15 protein-coding genes are annotated in these 13,053 nt (G+C 68.7%); 7 read left to right on the top strand and 8 right to left on the bottom strand.

The genetic code is table 11. From position 1 onward, the window contains the following. The first annotated feature begins 15 nt into the window (after window positions 1-15). Window positions 16-591, top strand: a complete 576-nt coding sequence (locus tag OG439_RS37740; RefSeq protein ID WP_326945332.1) for a peroxidase-related enzyme — start codon at window positions 16-18, stop codon at window positions 589-591. On the opposite strand, the gene OG439_RS37735 is transcribed toward OG439_RS37740, so the two are convergent. The 3 genes from OG439_RS37735 to OG439_RS37725 all read right to left on the bottom strand — a co-directional run bounded on the left by OG439_RS37735 (window position 588) and on the right by OG439_RS37725 (window position 3,347). Then, on the bottom strand, window positions 588-1,514 hold the full coding sequence (locus tag OG439_RS37735; protein ID WP_326945331.1) for a bifunctional helix-turn-helix transcriptional regulator/GNAT family N-acetyltransferase: 927 nt from the start codon (window positions 1,512-1,514) through the stop codon (window positions 588-590). The two genes, OG439_RS37740 and OG439_RS37735, sit on opposite strands and share 4 nt — an antisense overlap. A 222-nt stretch (window positions 1,515-1,736) precedes the next feature. After that, a complete protein-coding gene (locus OG439_RS37730) occupies window positions 1,737-1,886 on the bottom strand; it encodes a hypothetical protein (RefSeq protein WP_247059489.1) in 150 nt (49 codons plus the stop codon). Window positions 1,887-2,156: 270 nt separating this feature from the next. Then, window positions 2,157-3,347: an ATP-binding protein gene (locus tag OG439_RS37725; protein ID WP_247059488.1), complete on the bottom strand. Its 1,191-nt coding sequence runs from the start codon at window positions 3,345-3,347 to the stop codon at window positions 2,157-2,159. Window positions 3,348-3,735: 388 nt separating this feature from the next. On the opposite strand from OG439_RS37725, the gene OG439_RS37720 reads away from it, so the two are divergent. Further along, the gene (locus OG439_RS37720) at window positions 3,736-4,236 is read left to right on the top strand and encodes a hypothetical protein (protein ID WP_326945330.1); all 501 of its coding nucleotides are present in this window, start codon (window positions 3,736-3,738) and stop codon (window positions 4,234-4,236) included. Window positions 4,237-4,295: 59 nt separating this feature from the next. Here the strand turns inward: OG439_RS37720 and OG439_RS37715 are convergent, their stop codons facing one another. After that, window positions 4,296-5,030, bottom strand: coding sequence for a MerR family transcriptional regulator (locus OG439_RS37715; protein ID WP_326945329.1), 735 nt, complete (start codon window positions 5,028-5,030; stop codon window positions 4,296-4,298). Between the two features lie 177 nt (window positions 5,031-5,207). Between OG439_RS37715 and OG439_RS37710 the strand changes: the two genes are divergently transcribed. Then, window positions 5,208-5,747, top strand: coding sequence for a DoxX family protein (locus tag OG439_RS37710; protein ID WP_326945328.1), 540 nt, complete (start codon window positions 5,208-5,210; stop codon window positions 5,745-5,747). Between the two features lie 49 nt (window positions 5,748-5,796). Here OG439_RS37710 and OG439_RS37705 read toward each other — a convergent pair whose 3' ends face one another. Next, window positions 5,797-7,086, bottom strand: coding sequence for an acetyl-CoA C-acetyltransferase (locus OG439_RS37705; RefSeq protein WP_326945327.1), 1,290 nt, complete (start codon window positions 7,084-7,086; stop codon window positions 5,797-5,799). 93 nt (window positions 7,087-7,179) lie between these two features. On the opposite strand from OG439_RS37705, the gene OG439_RS37700 reads away from it, so the two are divergent. After that, entirely contained in the window at window positions 7,180-8,514 is a 1,335-nt protein-coding gene (locus OG439_RS37700; protein ID WP_326945326.1) for a 3-oxoacyl-ACP reductase, read from the top strand. Between the two features lies 1 nt (window position 8,515). Beyond that, on the top strand, window positions 8,516-9,358 hold the full coding sequence (locus tag OG439_RS37695) for a MaoC/PaaZ C-terminal domain-containing protein (RefSeq protein ID WP_326945325.1): 843 nt from the start codon (window positions 8,516-8,518) through the stop codon (window positions 9,356-9,358). Window positions 9,359-9,864: 506 nt separating this feature from the next. Here the strand turns inward: OG439_RS37695 and OG439_RS37690 are convergent. Further along, window positions 9,865-10,521, bottom strand: coding sequence for a TetR/AcrR family transcriptional regulator (locus OG439_RS37690; protein WP_247059480.1), 657 nt, complete (start codon window positions 10,519-10,521; stop codon window positions 9,865-9,867). A gap of 127 nt (window positions 10,522-10,648) precedes the next feature. On the opposite strand from OG439_RS37690, the gene OG439_RS37685 reads away from it, so the two are divergent. Together OG439_RS37685 and OG439_RS37680 are read left to right on the top strand one after the other, a co-directional pair. Beyond that, on the top strand, window positions 10,649-11,311 hold the full coding sequence (locus tag OG439_RS37685; RefSeq protein WP_326945324.1) for an SCP2 sterol-binding domain-containing protein: 663 nt from the start codon (window positions 10,649-10,651) through the stop codon (window positions 11,309-11,311). 102 nt (window positions 11,312-11,413) lie between these two features. Further along, entirely contained in the window at window positions 11,414-11,965 is a 552-nt protein-coding gene (locus tag OG439_RS37680; protein ID WP_326951716.1) for an SCP2 sterol-binding domain-containing protein, read from the top strand. Window positions 11,966-12,011: 46 nt separating this feature from the next. Here the strand turns inward: OG439_RS37680 and OG439_RS37675 are convergent, their stop codons facing one another. Further along, window positions 12,012-12,200: a hypothetical protein gene (locus OG439_RS37675; RefSeq protein WP_326945323.1), complete on the bottom strand. Its 189-nt coding sequence runs from the start codon at window positions 12,198-12,200 to the stop codon at window positions 12,012-12,014. A 345-nt stretch (window positions 12,201-12,545) separates the two neighbouring features. Continuing rightward, window positions 12,546-12,731 carry a hypothetical protein gene (locus OG439_RS37670; protein ID WP_326945322.1) on the bottom strand — a complete coding sequence of 62 codons (186 nt, stop codon included), beginning with the start codon at window positions 12,729-12,731 and terminating at the stop codon, window positions 12,546-12,548. Between the last annotated feature and the right edge of the window lie 322 nt (window positions 12,732-13,053).

Below are 13,053 nucleotides of genomic sequence, written 5' to 3'. Positions count from 1 at the left end.
ACTAGCGTGGAGTGTATGAGCGACGCGGTGAGCCGGTTCCCGGTGACGGAACTCGAAGACCTGCCCGACGACCTGCGCGAGCGCGTCGGCGTGATCGCGGAGAAGTCCGGGTTCACGCCGAACATCTTCCGCGCGCTCGGCCACCGGCCAGCCGAGCTGCGGGCGTTCCTCGACTACCACGACGCGCTGATGGAACGGTCCGACGGACTCAGCAAGGCCGAGCGCGAGCTGGTCGTCGTCGCGACGTCGGGCGCCAACCACTGCACCTACTGCGTCGTCGCGCACGGCGCGATCCTGCGCATCCGCGCCAAGGACCCGGAGCTCGCCGACCGCGTGTCGAGCAACCCGTGGCAGGTGGAGCTGGACGAACGCGGCCGCGCGATCGTCGACCTGGCGCTCGCGCTGGCCCAGGACTCGGCGCTGTTCGGCGAGGGCGACCTCGAAGCCGCGCGCGAGGCGGGCCTGACCGACGACGAGATCTGGGACGTCGGCGCGATCACGGCGTTGTTCGCGATGTCGAACCGGCTCGCGCACCTGACGGCGTTGCGGCCGAATCCGGAGTTCTACACGCTCGGCCGCGTCCCGCGTTAGAACTCCCGGCGCCAGATCTCCTCGGTCAGCTTCGGACCCCAGCCGTCGAAATCCGCTTCTTCGACGAGTTCGAACCCGGCCGCGCGGTAGAGCGCCCGCGCGGCGTCGAGGATGGACACCGTCGACAGCTCCATCACGCGGTAGCCGTGGGCCCTGGCGAACTCGACGCACTCGGTCACCAGCCGCTTGCCGACGCCGCGACCCCGGGCCGACGGCTCCAGCAGCAACAGCCGCAGCTTCGCGGTGTCCGCGTCGGAGCCGCGGGCGCAGCCGATGCTGCCGACGCGCTCGCCGTCGAGCTCCGCGATCCAGAAGCCCTGGCGCGCGTCGTCGTGCACGGCGAAGTCCGCGACGATCCGGGCGACCAGCCCCTCGAACCGGTTGTCGAAGCCGTACTCGCGGGCGTAGAGCGCGCCGTGCCGCTGCACCACCCAGCCGAGGTCGCCCGGTCGTGGCGGGCGGAGGACGAGCGCCGGGTCGCGCCGGCGCTCGCCGACGACGTCGCCGATCGTGCGCATGGCGGCCAGCACGCGCCGCTGGTCTTCGTCGGCGAAGCGCCGGAGCAGGCCACCGATCTGTTCGGTGGAGCGGCGGTTGAGCAGCGCGAAGGCGTCCCGGCCGGCGGCGGTCGGCCGGACGAGCTGACGGCGGGCGTCCTCGTCGGACCGTTCGCGGGTGATCAGACCGCGGCCCTCGAGGCGGGCGAGCAGCCTGCTGGCGTACCCGGCGTCGAGGTCGAGGCGTTTCCGCAGGTCGGTGACGGCCAGCGGGTCGCGCTGGGTCAGCTCGAAGAGCACCCGGGCTTCGGGGAGGGAGTACTCGGCGTCGGCCGGGCCTTCGTCCAGCACGCCGATGACTCCGGTGTACAGCCGGTTGAAGGCGCGAACCGCGGCGACCCGTTCGGCCAGCTCAGTGTCGTTCATTGACCACCTCAACAAAGTCGTTGACGGAGTCAATGATCACGCCATGAGGCGGCGCAGGCAAGAAGGTTTCGGGGAAATGGGAAACCCCGTGATGCTGCCAGGTCGGGGGTCCGCCAGCATCACGGGGTCGTAGGGGGTATCGACGCGGATTTGCGCGGCGTTACACCTTCACCAGTTTGTGGGCTAGGTCACTCGAATGGGCGACCGCCACTGGTGAGTTGGTCAGCGCATGTAGCCCGAGCGGGCCTGCGCGATCGCGATGAGTTCCTGACGAACCGTCGCGGTGGCAGCGGTGTCGATCGCCCGGTCCAGCGCCCGGCGAGTGCGAACCTCGGCGCGACGGGCTCGGAGCTTGGCGGCGATGTTGTTCATCGGTTTCTGCATCCCCTTCGGAGGGTCTCGGTGGCTTGTAGCTCTAGTATGCACCTTTTTTCACAAGGAAGCCAACGAATGTCCGGTGATGTGGCGCACTCGCCGATGAATCATCGGCAAATTTGAGAAAGAGCCGAAGAGATCATGGTGTCGGGGGTCACGACGAGGCAACCCCTCTGTCGTTGTCTACGACTGTCTAGTGATTCACCGATACTTGGCTAGCGACGCCCATAGACCGCGATACGGCCAGGTCAGGAGCGTCAGGCGCGGTCAGTCGCGGCTGAGCAGGTAGTGCCCGAAGTGCGGGACGGTGAAGGCGATCTGTCCCCGCTCGGCGGAGAACACGAGGCCCTTCTTCATCAGGCTGTCACGCGCCGGCGACAGCGACGACGGCTTCCGCCCCAGGAAGACGGCGACGTCGGCGGTGCCGGCGGCCTCGTCGCGGCCCTGGGTCAGCTCGGCCATCGCCAGCAGGTACTCGCGCTCGGCCGGCGTCGCGCGCTCGTAGCGCGAGCCGAAGAACCCGACGGCCAGCTCGGACTCCGCCTCCGGCGCGGCGACCTGGACGTCCTTGAGCGTGATCGGGTCGGCCGGCGCCGCGTCCCAGGCCGCCTTGCCGTAGGCCTGGATGAAGTAGGGGTAGCCGCCGGACGCGTCGAAGAGCGCGTCGAGCGCCTCCGGCTCGATGCTGGCGTCCTCACGCTCGATCGGCGCCATCACGGCGAAGTCGGCGTCCGCGCGGTCGAGCCGGTCGATGCGCGCGTAGCGGAAGAGCCGCTCGGAGTAGGACTTGGACGCCGAGAGCACTGCGGGCACGTGCGGCAGCCCGGCGCCGACGACGACGAGCGGCGCCCCGGACTGCGAGAGCTCGTGACAGGCGGCGCAGAGCGCCGAGACGTCGTCGGGCTGCAGGTCCTGGATCTCGTCGATGAGCAGCGCGACGCCAGTGCCGACGTCCGCGGCCAGCTCGGCGACGTCGGTGAACAGCTCCACGAGGTCGATCTCGATGTCGCCGGAGTCGGCCCGCCCCTGCGCGGCGGGCACGTCGATGCCCGGCTGCCACCGGTCACGCAGCTTCGCGTCGGCCTTGTTGGCCCGCAACGCGAACGCCTTGAGCACCCCGAGCACCTCTTCGACCCGATCCGGCGCCCGGTGCCGCACGGCGAGATCCCGGATGGCCCGGTGCAACGCGGCGGAGAGCGGCCGCCGCAGTTCGGCGTCCGGCCGCGCCTCGATCTTCCCGGCCCCCCACTTGTGCCGCACGGCCATCGCCCGCAGCTCACCGAGCAGCACGGTCTTCCCGACCCCACGCAGCCCGGTCAGCACAAGACTGCGTTCAGGCCGCCCCCGCGCCACGCGCTCCAGCACCACTTCGAAGGCCTTGAGCTCACGCTCACGCCCGGCCAGCTCGGGAGGCCGTTGCCCGGCGCCCGGCGCGAAGGGGTTGCGGATGGGGTCCACTCTGCCAAGCTATCGACGTATCTAGCGCCAGGACGATATTCGGCCATAGACAGCTAGCGCGTGTCGCCGGAGTTCGACCGGATGGCCGAACGATCACCAGCCGGGCTCGCGGGCCACACGTCGGCGTGACGGCCCCACACCGCGGCGCTGATGGCCCCTCCGCAGGCCCCGCCAACAGCAGCAGTGACAGCCTCACGGGAACCCGAGCGGCCCTTCGCCCCCACTGGCGTCCCCCACCCATCCCTGGGGGGCAGCCCCGTGTCCAGCGTATCGCCGCCCACCGACGAACCGGCTCCGTCGCCGCGATTCCGGCCCAGTTGTCCACAATCGCCACGACCTGTGGACAACCACGACCGGAAGCCGCGAGGAAGGACCACGATGTGGCACCGTGGGTGGCGTGACCGAATTGGCCGTGGGCGCGGTGGTGGCCGGCACCGTGTCGATCATCCCGAGGCCCGGCGCCATCGGGTTGTTCGTGGACCTGGGCGGTGCGCCGCAAGGATTTGTCGACGTCTTGAGCCTGCCGAGGCAAGCGACGGACTGGCCGCCCGTCGGCACGAAGACCACCTTCGAAGTCCTCACCCGAAGCCCGAAACAGATCCGTTTGTGGCCGCTCGATCCGCGATTCCGAGCAGGGCCGTTCGACAACGGCGTCTCCGAAGACGAGTGGCAGGCGCGGAAAGCGCGCTACCCGGTCGGCGTGAGCCTGACCGCGGAGGTGAGCGACACCTACATCTCGGACGGTTCTTACGTAGTCCGGTACGAAGGCGGCTGGTCCTCGATGGAAGGACAGGGCGAGCTGTCCGAAGTAGGCACCCGCGCCGAATACGAGATGGTCAGCCACCTCGACACGACCCGGCGCACACTCCTGCGCCCAGCCGGTACATAGAGACGAACAGGTCTGCAGCCCTGCTCGTCTCTACCCCCAGCGCGCACTACGACGCAGCGCTAGTCGCTCAGGTTCCGCTCCGCGTAGATCTTCATCGCGTCGCGGACGAACTCCGCCGTCGCGCCTTCGAACCCGTAGCGCGGGTCGTCCGCGTACAGCTGTCCCAGGCCCGCGAAGTAGCCCGCGGACACCGACGAAACCGCCGGTCGGAGCCACGCGTGCAGCCGGCCCGTGATCGCTTGGACCTCGGCCGAGTCCGGGGAAAGCCCGGCCGTGCGGGCCGTGCCGAACGCCGTGGAGACGTCCACCTGCTCCTGCTGGTGGGCCTGCTTCTCGTCGGCCGACAGGGAACTCCACCACCGGTCCCCCGTCGCGTACGCCGTAGCGCCCCAGCGCCGGGTGACCTCTTCCTGGTACTGCGTGTGGTCGAAGCCGTCGAACACTTCTTCTGCCATCAGTCGTTCACCTCCCTTCAGTTTCCGTAGCGTCGTGCGGACCGACGCGATCTGCCGCCCGATCCGCCGCTGCTCCTGTTCGAGCAGGTCCAGGTGGGTCTCGAGCGCGGCCGCGCGGTCGCGTTGCCCGTCGAGGACCTCGGCGATGGCCGGGAGCCCGAGGCCGAGATCGCGCAGCAGCAGGATCCGCTGCAGCCGGACGAGCGCGTGCTCGTCGTAGTAGCGGTAGCCGTTGCCGCCGATCCGGCTGGGCTCGAGCAGGCCGACCGCGCCGTAGTGGCGCAGCGTCCGGCTCGTGGTCCCGGCCGAGCGGGCGATGTCCTGGATCGACCACTCCATGACGTCGACGATAGAAGTTGACGCAGCGTCAAGGTCAAGCGCTAACGCTTTCTAGTGTTCTCTAGGAACGACACGATATTCGCCCAGACAACGCTAGGAGGGTTCGGCGCCGGGCCGAGCGGGCATTCCAGCTGTAGGTTTGACCAGGAAGAAGCCCGGACCAGGAAGGCAACGACCGTGATACTCCGTCGTGTGGCTCGTCCACTGATCGCCGCGACATTCGTGTACGGCGGGATCAACGTGCTCCGGAACACGCAGTCGCACGCGAAGACCGCCGAGCCGTTCCTCACGGACGCCTTCGACAAGCTCGAAGGCGTCATTCCCGAGCAGGTGCCGCGCGACCCGGCCACGCTCGTCCGCATCGACGCCGCCGTGAAGATCGGCGCAGGCCTCGCGTTCGCGACGGGCAAGGCGCCGCGGCTGACGTCCGCTCTGCTGCTCGGCAGCCTGGTCCCGACGACGCTGGCGGCGCACAGCTTCTGGACACTCCAGGACCCGGCCGAGAAGAAGAAGCAGCAGATCCAGTTCCTGAAGAACGCCGGCCTGGCCGGTGGGCTGATGCTGGCCGTCGCCGACACCGCGGGCAAGCCGTCGGTCGGCTGGCGGGCGCGTCGCGTGGCGAAGGACGCCGGTCACGGCGTCGAGAAGCTGGGCCGCAAGGCCGAGAAGCGCGCCAAGAAGCTGGCGAAGAAGGCCGAGAAGGCCCTCCCCAACTGACGAACGCGAAAAGGGGCCGTCCCAACCGGGACGGCCCCTTTCGTGTGCCTTACTTCTCCAGGATCGCGGTGACGCCCTGGCCGCCCGCCGCGCAGATGGAGATCAGGCCGCGGCCGGACCCCTTCTCGTGCAGCAGCTTCGCCAGCGTCGCGACGATCCGGCCGCCGGTCGCGGCGAACGGGTGCCCGGCCGCCAGCGACGAGCCGTTGACGTTCAGCTTCGCCCGGTCGATCGAGCCCAGCGGCTCGTCCAGTTCCAGCTTCTCCTTGGCGAACGCCGGGTCCTCCCACGCCTTGAGCGTGGCCAGCACCTGCGACGCGAACGCCTCGTGGATCTCGTAGTAGTCGAAGTCCTGCAGCGAAAGCCCGGCGCGCGCGAGCATCCGCGGCACGGCGTACGCGGGCGCCATCAGCAGGCCTTCCTCGCCGTGCACGTAGTCGACGGCCGCGGTCTGCGAGAACGTCAGGTAGGCCTGCACCGGCAGCTTGTGCGCCTTCGCCCACTCCTCGGTGGCCAGCAGCACGGTCGACGCGCCGTCGGTCAGCGGCGTCGAGTTGCCGGCGGTCATCGTGCCGCCCGGGCCGCCGAACGCCGGCTTGAGCTTGGCGAGCTTCTCCGCGGTCGAGTCCGCGCGCAGGTTCTGGTCGCGCGCCAGCTTGAGGAACGGCGTCACGAGGTCGTCGAAGAACCCGCGGTCGTAGGCGGCGGCGAGGTGCTGGTGGCTGGCGGCGGCCAGCTCGTCCTGCGCCTCGCGGGTGACGTCCCAGATCTTCGCGGTCAGCGCCGCGTGCTCGCCCATCGACAGCCCGGTGCGCGGCTCGGAGTTGCGCGGGATCGCCGGGACGATGTGCCCGGGGCGGATCTTCGCGACGAGCTTCAGCCGGTCGCCGAGCGTCTTCGCGGCGTTGAGCCGGATGAGGATCTGGCGCAGGTCCTCGTTCACGGCCAGGGGCGCGTCGCTGGTGGTGTCGACGCCGCCGGCGATGGCCGAGTCGATCTCGCCGAGCGCGATCTTGTTCGCGACGTTGACGATGGCCTGCAGGCCGGTGCCGCACGCCATCTGCACGTCGGACGCGGGTGTCGCGGGCGAGAGCTTGCTGCCGAGCACGCTTTCGCGGGCCAGGTTGAAGTCCTTCGAGTGCTTGAGCACGGCGCCGGCCGCGACCTCGCCGATCACCTCGTCCTGCAGCGAGAAGCGGCTGACCAGGCCGTCGAGCGCGGCGGTGAACATGTCCTGGTTCGACGCCTTCGCGTACGGGCCGTTCGACCGCGCGAAGGGGATCCGGTTGCCGCCGATGATCGCGACCTTGCGGACGGCTGGTGCTTTCTTGGGCGGCATGAACGTCACCTCTCTGGTCGGCTCTCTCACACTGTAACCTACTCGCAAGTAGGTTAGACTGCGACGTGACGCAGACTGCACGGGAGGCAACCGATGGCTGACAGGTACCAGCAGTTCACGAAAACCCCGTTGGGGAAGTTCGTGGTGCCGAAGCTCGGCCTGCCCAGCCCCGCCACCCTGCGCCGGTACCAGCCCGGGCAACCCGCCCTCGAGGGTCCCGCACTTCTCGGCGCCGCGCCCGGCGGACGCCTGGAGAAGAAGGTCCGTGACCAGCTCGCGGACGCGGGCATCACCGTCGTCACCACTTCGGGTGACAGGCATGCGGCGCTCGTCTTCGACGCCACCGGCGTCACCGAGCCCGGCCGCCTGCGCGAGGTCTACGACTTCTTCCACCCGGTGATCCGCAGCGTCGGCCCGTCCGGCCGCGTCGTCATCCTGGGCACCCCGCCGGAGCAGGTCGAGGGCCGCGAGCGCATCGCGCAGCGCGCTCTCGAGGGCTTCGTGCGCTCCGTCGGTAAGGAGCTGAAGCGCGGCGCGACGGCTCAGCTCGTGTACGTCGCCGAAGGCGCTGAAGACGCGACGGAGTCGACGCTGCGCTTCCTGCTGTCCGCGAAGTCGGCCTTCGTCGACGCCCAGGTCATCCGGATCGGCGCCGAAGGCAAGACGGCGACCGCGCCGGCCAGCTGGGAGAAGCCCCTCACCGGCAAGGTCGCGCTGGTCACCGGCGCGTCCCGCGGTATCGGCGCGGCGATCGCCGACGTACTGGCCCGCGACGGCGCGCACGTCGTCGCCCTCGACATCCCCGCCCAGGGCAGCGACCTGTCGAAGGTCGCCAACAAGATCGGCGGCTCGGCGCTGCAGCTCGACATCACGTCGCCGAGCGCGCCCGCGAAGCTCGCGGAGTACCTGAAGGAGCGTCACGGCGGCGTCGACGTCGTTGTGCACAACGCGGGCATCACGCGCGACAAGACGCTGGGCAACATGAGCGAGAGCGCGTGGGACTCGGTGATCGCCGTCAACCTCGCGTCGCAGCTCGCGGTGAACGACAAGCTGCTCGCCGACAAGATCCTGAACGAGAACGGCCGCGTCATCGGCGTCTCGTCGATCGCGGGCATCGCCGGCAACGTCGGCCAGACGAACTACGCGACGTCGAAGGCGGGTGTCATCGGCATGGTGAACGTCGGCGCGCCGCAGCTCGCGGAGTACGGCGGCACGATCAACGCCGTGGCGCCGGGCTTCATCGAGACGAAGATGACGGCGGCGGTCCCGCTGTTCATCCGCGAGGCCGGCCGCCGGCTGTCCAGCCTCGGCCAGGGCGGCCTGCCGGTGGACGTCGCCGAGACGATCGCCTGGTACGCGAACCCGGCGTCGGCCGCGGTGAACGGCAACGTGGTCCGCGTCTGCGGCCAGGCCCTGCTGGGGGCCTGACGTGGCGATCCGCGAACTCGACAGCACGCCGAGCCTGGCGACGCTGTACCCGAAGGCGCTGCTCGGCGGCGTCCTGCGCAAGCCGGCCGGCTCGTCGCTGCCGGACACGGAGCTGGTGCGCACCGGCGTCGTCGTCGACCCGGCACACCTCGCGGCGTACAACACGGTGTGCGGCTTCCGGCTGAGCGACGAGCTGCCCGCGACGTACCCGCACATGCTGGCGTTCCCGCTGCAGATGGCGCTGATGACCGAGCAAGGCTTCCCGTTCCCGCTGCTGGGCATGGTCCACGTCGCGAACCGCATCACCCAGCACCGCGCGCTGCGGCTGGGCGAGCCGCTGACGGTGCGCGTCCGCGCGGAGAACCTGCGCCCGCACGAGAAGGGGCGTCAGTTCGACGTCATCAGCGAGGCCCAGGTCGGCGACGAGACGGTGTGGACGGACGTCAGCACGTACCTGCGCCGCAGCGGCTCTACTGGCACTACCTCTCGCCGCGAGCAGCTGGCGCCCCCGACCCCGGACGCGATCTGGCGAGTCCCGGGCGACATCGGCAGGCGCTACGCGGAGGTCTCGGGCGACCGCAACCCGATCCACCTGCACCCGCTGACGGCGCGCCTGTTCGGCTTCCCGAAGGCGATCGCCCACGGCATGTGGACGAAGGCCCACGCGCTCGCGGCGTTCGAGGGGCGTCTGCCGGAGGCGTTCACGATCGACGTCCGCTTCAAGCAGCCAGTGCTGCTGCCGGCCAAGGCGGGCTTCACGTCGTGGGCCACGCCGGAAGGCTGGGCGTTCGAGCTGTGGAGCAAGTCGAAGCCCCACCTGGACGGCACGATCACCTCACTCTGAGGGCGGTGTGTTTGTGTAGGTGATGAACTGGCTTGGATGAACGATCGCTGACAGGTGGAGGGTGAAGGTCGCCAGCTCCACCCACCTCCGTCGGTGTCCGGTCTTTGCCTCCAGCCGGACCGAGCGGTCGATCCTGCCCAGTTCATGCCGCGCATCGAACTCTGCGAAGAGTTGGTGTGCCTGGTGGCCCGGGACGCTGAAGACCGACGCAAAGTCCGGCTCTTCGTCGCTCCTCGGCCTTAGCTGCCTGCGCGTTCGTTCCCACCGAAGTGGCTCGAGCTTCGGCTCGCCCAAGACGGCCAGTCGCAGATCTTGGACCACGATCGATTGGGCTCCGGTATTCTGCAAGACGAGTGGGAGCAAGATGATCGCCCGGTCAGGCGTGTTGGATCCGGAGAATGTCTGAGGTGCGAAAGACCTCAGCCGTCCTGTCCGTGCGTTCAACCACCAGAACGAGATGACCGTGAACGCCAGCGCGCAGATCGAGACAACGAACGCTGCGGCCGTCACTCCGACGGCTTCCAGACCTCGCCCTCGATGAGGTCGTTGAAGCCCAGCCAGACGAGGTTCATCAGCCAGGACGCCAGGACGCCGTCCGAGATGTCGGGGTGGTCGAGGGCCCAGTCGGCCAGCGACTCGGCCGCCCCGACCAAGGCCGCGGACAGGCCTTCGCCGGAGAACTCGGCCTGCTCGCCGACGCCCTTGCGGGTGCCGGCGGACACGACGAGCGCCGCGACCAGCTGGATCGCGCGGGCCCGCATGTCGGTGACCTCCGCGGCGAACGCGCCGCCGACCGTCAGGGCCTGGCGGTGCAGCACCGTCCACGACTCGCGGTACTCCGCGACGAACCGGTAGAACGACCGCAGGCCGTGCCACAGCTGCATGTCCGGCGGCAGGTCGGGCTTCACGCCGGCCTGGATGGCCTCCAGCAGCCGCGTCGCCTCGCGGCGGATGCACGCGCCGAACAGGTCCTCCTTCGAGCCGAGGTAGGTGTAGATCATCGGCTTCGAGACGCCGGCGACGTCGGAGATCTCGTCCATCGACGCCGCGTGGTACCCATGGCGCGAGAAGACCTGGACGGCGGCGTCCAGGATCTGGCGCTCGCGCACCGCACGGGGCAGCCGCCGAGCCCGTTCGGGCGGACGCTGATCATCCTCTGACACGCTGGACCTCCCTGTTACTGACCGGAGACGGTACCGGGCGTTGACCCGGTGGGGTGATTTCGGCACGCTTGCCCGCCTACCTACTGGCGGGTAGCCTTACGCTCGGGTAACTGGAGAGGGAGTGACCATGGCCGACAATGCCGGGATGACCAGCGCCGATCAGATCGTCGGCCTCCGCGGGGCGGCGTTGCTCGACACCCTGGAACGGCTCGACCCGCTCGGCCCCGAGGCGCACGCCCTCGACATCAACACCCTCGCCGACGCGGTCAACCCCCGCGATCTCGGCAAGGACGACTTCCGTCGGCTCCTGAACGCCCTGTTGCGCCTGGCCGAGCGCGCCCCCGCGTTCGACCTGAGCAAGGTCGACCCGGCGCGCTTCGCATCGCTGGTCGCCGCCGCTTCGCGCGCCCAGCTCGAAAGCGTCGTCGCCGAGCGGCCGCTGCGCGAGCGCGTACTGGACGAGATCTTCGCCCGGATGGGCGCCCACATCCGCCCCGACCGCGCCCGCGACCTGCACGCGGTCGTCCACTGGCGCATGGCCGGCGGAACCGGCGACGGCGGCTACGACCGCTACGAGACGGTCATCTCCCACGGCTCGTGCACGGTCAGCCGCGAGATGCGCGAACGCCCCCGCGTCACGATCACGATCGCCCCGGTGGACTTCTTCCGGCTCATCACCCACCAGGCGACACCCGCAGTGTTGTTCGTCACGGGAAAAATCAAAGTCAAAGGTGACCTCGCCTTTGCCGCCGGCCTGATCGGATTCTTCGATCTTCCGAAACCCGCCTGACCGGATACACTTTCGGCCGTGCCCCGAAATGCGGAAGACCGCCCCTGGCGATCCCGCCTGCGCGCTTCCCGCCGCCCGGTCCGCATCCGGGCGAGCCACGCGATCAACGGCTTCGCCGAGAAGCTGGTCATCGGCAACCTGACGGCCGGCCAGTTCGTCCAGGTCCTGGAAACCCTGCACATGCTGGGAAACGCGGGCGCCGGCATCGAGCTGAGTTCACTGTCGACAGACGTCCTGGTCGACGTGGTCCGCCGAGCATCCCGCGACCAGCTGAAGGCCATCGCCGACCACCCGGAACTCCGCTCGGTCTTCCTGGACGAGATATTCCGCAGAATGTCGGAACACTTTCTCCCCTCCCGCGCTCGTCACGTGGACTTCGTAGTTTCTTGGCGCTTTTCCGACGGCCAAGGCGAAGACGGCTACGACCGCTTCCAGACGGTGATCGAGGACGGAGTGTGCGTTTCCAGCACAGACCTGTCCCGCAGCCCGGACACCACAATCACCCTCTCAGTGGACGACTTCATCCGCATGGCCACGGGCAACGCAGCGGTGGCGGCGATGTTCGTGACGGGCAGGGTGAAGGTCAAGGGCGAGTACGCCCCGGCGGTCCGCTTCTCAAGCTACTTCGACATCCCGAAGCCTGGCGGTGCGTAGGGGCTCGTCAACGCGCCGACGAGCCCCTACGCACCGCCGTTCGTGACTAGCTGTCGTTGGACGTCACGATGTCGATCACCCACTCAACGACGGCCTTGCCCAGCGCGTAGATCGCGCCGCGCGCGAAGGTGGACGGCCAGCTGGGCTCTCCGCCGGCTCGCGCCGGCTCACCGGGGCGCGAGCCGGCGGTCGCACGGGGACGCGAACTGCCGGCCGAGCGCTTAGACTTGCTCATGGAGCTCCTAACTTGTTTGCCCAGGTGAGGGGTTCTGAAGGGGAAGGCCCGCCGGTGATCGCTTCCAGGCAGACCGGCTGGCTTTCCCCGACTACGTTGATTGACCCAGATGTCTCGACGAGACATCTGGCGCGGGGGCGTGCACGCGGCCGAGTGGTCACGTTGCGTGTTCGATGAGAAGTTCTCACATGCTGTCCCCTTGCTGTCGCTTCATGCGTTGTCACCGCATGCAACCGTCACTTCATGCAAAACGTGCCGCCCGTCACAAGCCTGTTCTGGGATCGTGGCCCGGGCTTGTAATGCCCGACCGTCTGCGTGCCCCGGCTTGATGTGGCGACGATGCCGTTACGGGCGCGATGCCGGTAGCGATGATGTAAGTAGTATGACCTGCAGTTCGATAGCGTTGATAGAGGGTTTCGCTTCTTTCTCTTCGTTGTCGGCGAGTGATGGCAATCCCGTTGCGCCGGTCGACTTGGAGGCAATCCCTGAGGCAATCTCTGTTGCGCCGGTCCCTTTCGTGTTGATCTCCACGGCTTGATGCAGGCTGCATCAAGCCGTCTGGCACGGTCGCTGAAACTTGGCCATGCTCAGCTGATACTTGACGAGTTCGCGCAGCTTGAGAAGCTCGGGCAAGGTGCAGGGGGCCTGAGTGTGACCGCCCTCCCGTGCGAGCGAGTGCAGCTTCCTCAAGGTTTCAACGTCGGGAACCCTGTGTGCATTCGCGAAGCGTGACAGCAATGCAGGGGAAACCCACAGCTGCCCCGCTCGGGCAGCCTGCGTCTGCTGCTTCATGCAACCGCACAGTTGCACGATGAGATCCGCGAGCTCGCGCTGCTCGGGAGTTGAATTCAAT

Source organism: Amycolatopsis sp. NBC_01307 (assembly GCF_035975215.1).
GTDB lineage: Bacteria > Actinomycetota > Actinomycetes > Mycobacteriales > Pseudonocardiaceae > Amycolatopsis.
Note: the sequence above shows the minus strand (reverse complement) of the source record. Positions and strands in the feature narration are given on the sequence as shown.

Bases quoted from the DNA above. Each gene is read 5' to 3' on its own strand.
- OG439_RS37740 (WP_326945332.1), top strand. From the start codon at position 16: ATGAGCGACGCGGTGAGCCGGTTCCCGGTGACGGAACTCGAAGACCTG.
- OG439_RS37735 (WP_326945331.1), bottom strand. From the start codon at position 1,514: ATGAACGACACTGAGCTGGCCGAACGGGTCGCCGCGGTTCGCGCCTTC.
- OG439_RS37730 (WP_247059489.1), bottom strand. From the start codon at position 1,886: ATGAACAACATCGCCGCCAAGCTCCGAGCCCGTCGCGCCGAGGTTCGC.
- OG439_RS37715 (WP_326945329.1), bottom strand. From the start codon at position 5,030: ATGGAGTGGTCGATCCAGGACATCGCCCGCTCGGCCGGGACCACGAGC.
- OG439_RS37705 (WP_326945327.1), bottom strand. From the start codon at position 7,086: ATGCCGCCCAAGAAAGCACCAGCCGTCCGCAAGGTCGCGATCATCGGC.
- OG439_RS37700 (WP_326945326.1), top strand. From the start codon at position 7,180: ATGGCTGACAGGTACCAGCAGTTCACGAAAACCCCGTTGGGGAAGTTC.
- OG439_RS37685 (WP_326945324.1), top strand. From the start codon at position 10,649: ATGGCCGACAATGCCGGGATGACCAGCGCCGATCAGATCGTCGGCCTC.
- OG439_RS37675 (WP_326945323.1), bottom strand. From the start codon at position 12,200: ATGAGCAAGTCTAAGCGCTCGGCCGGCAGTTCGCGTCCCCGTGCGACC.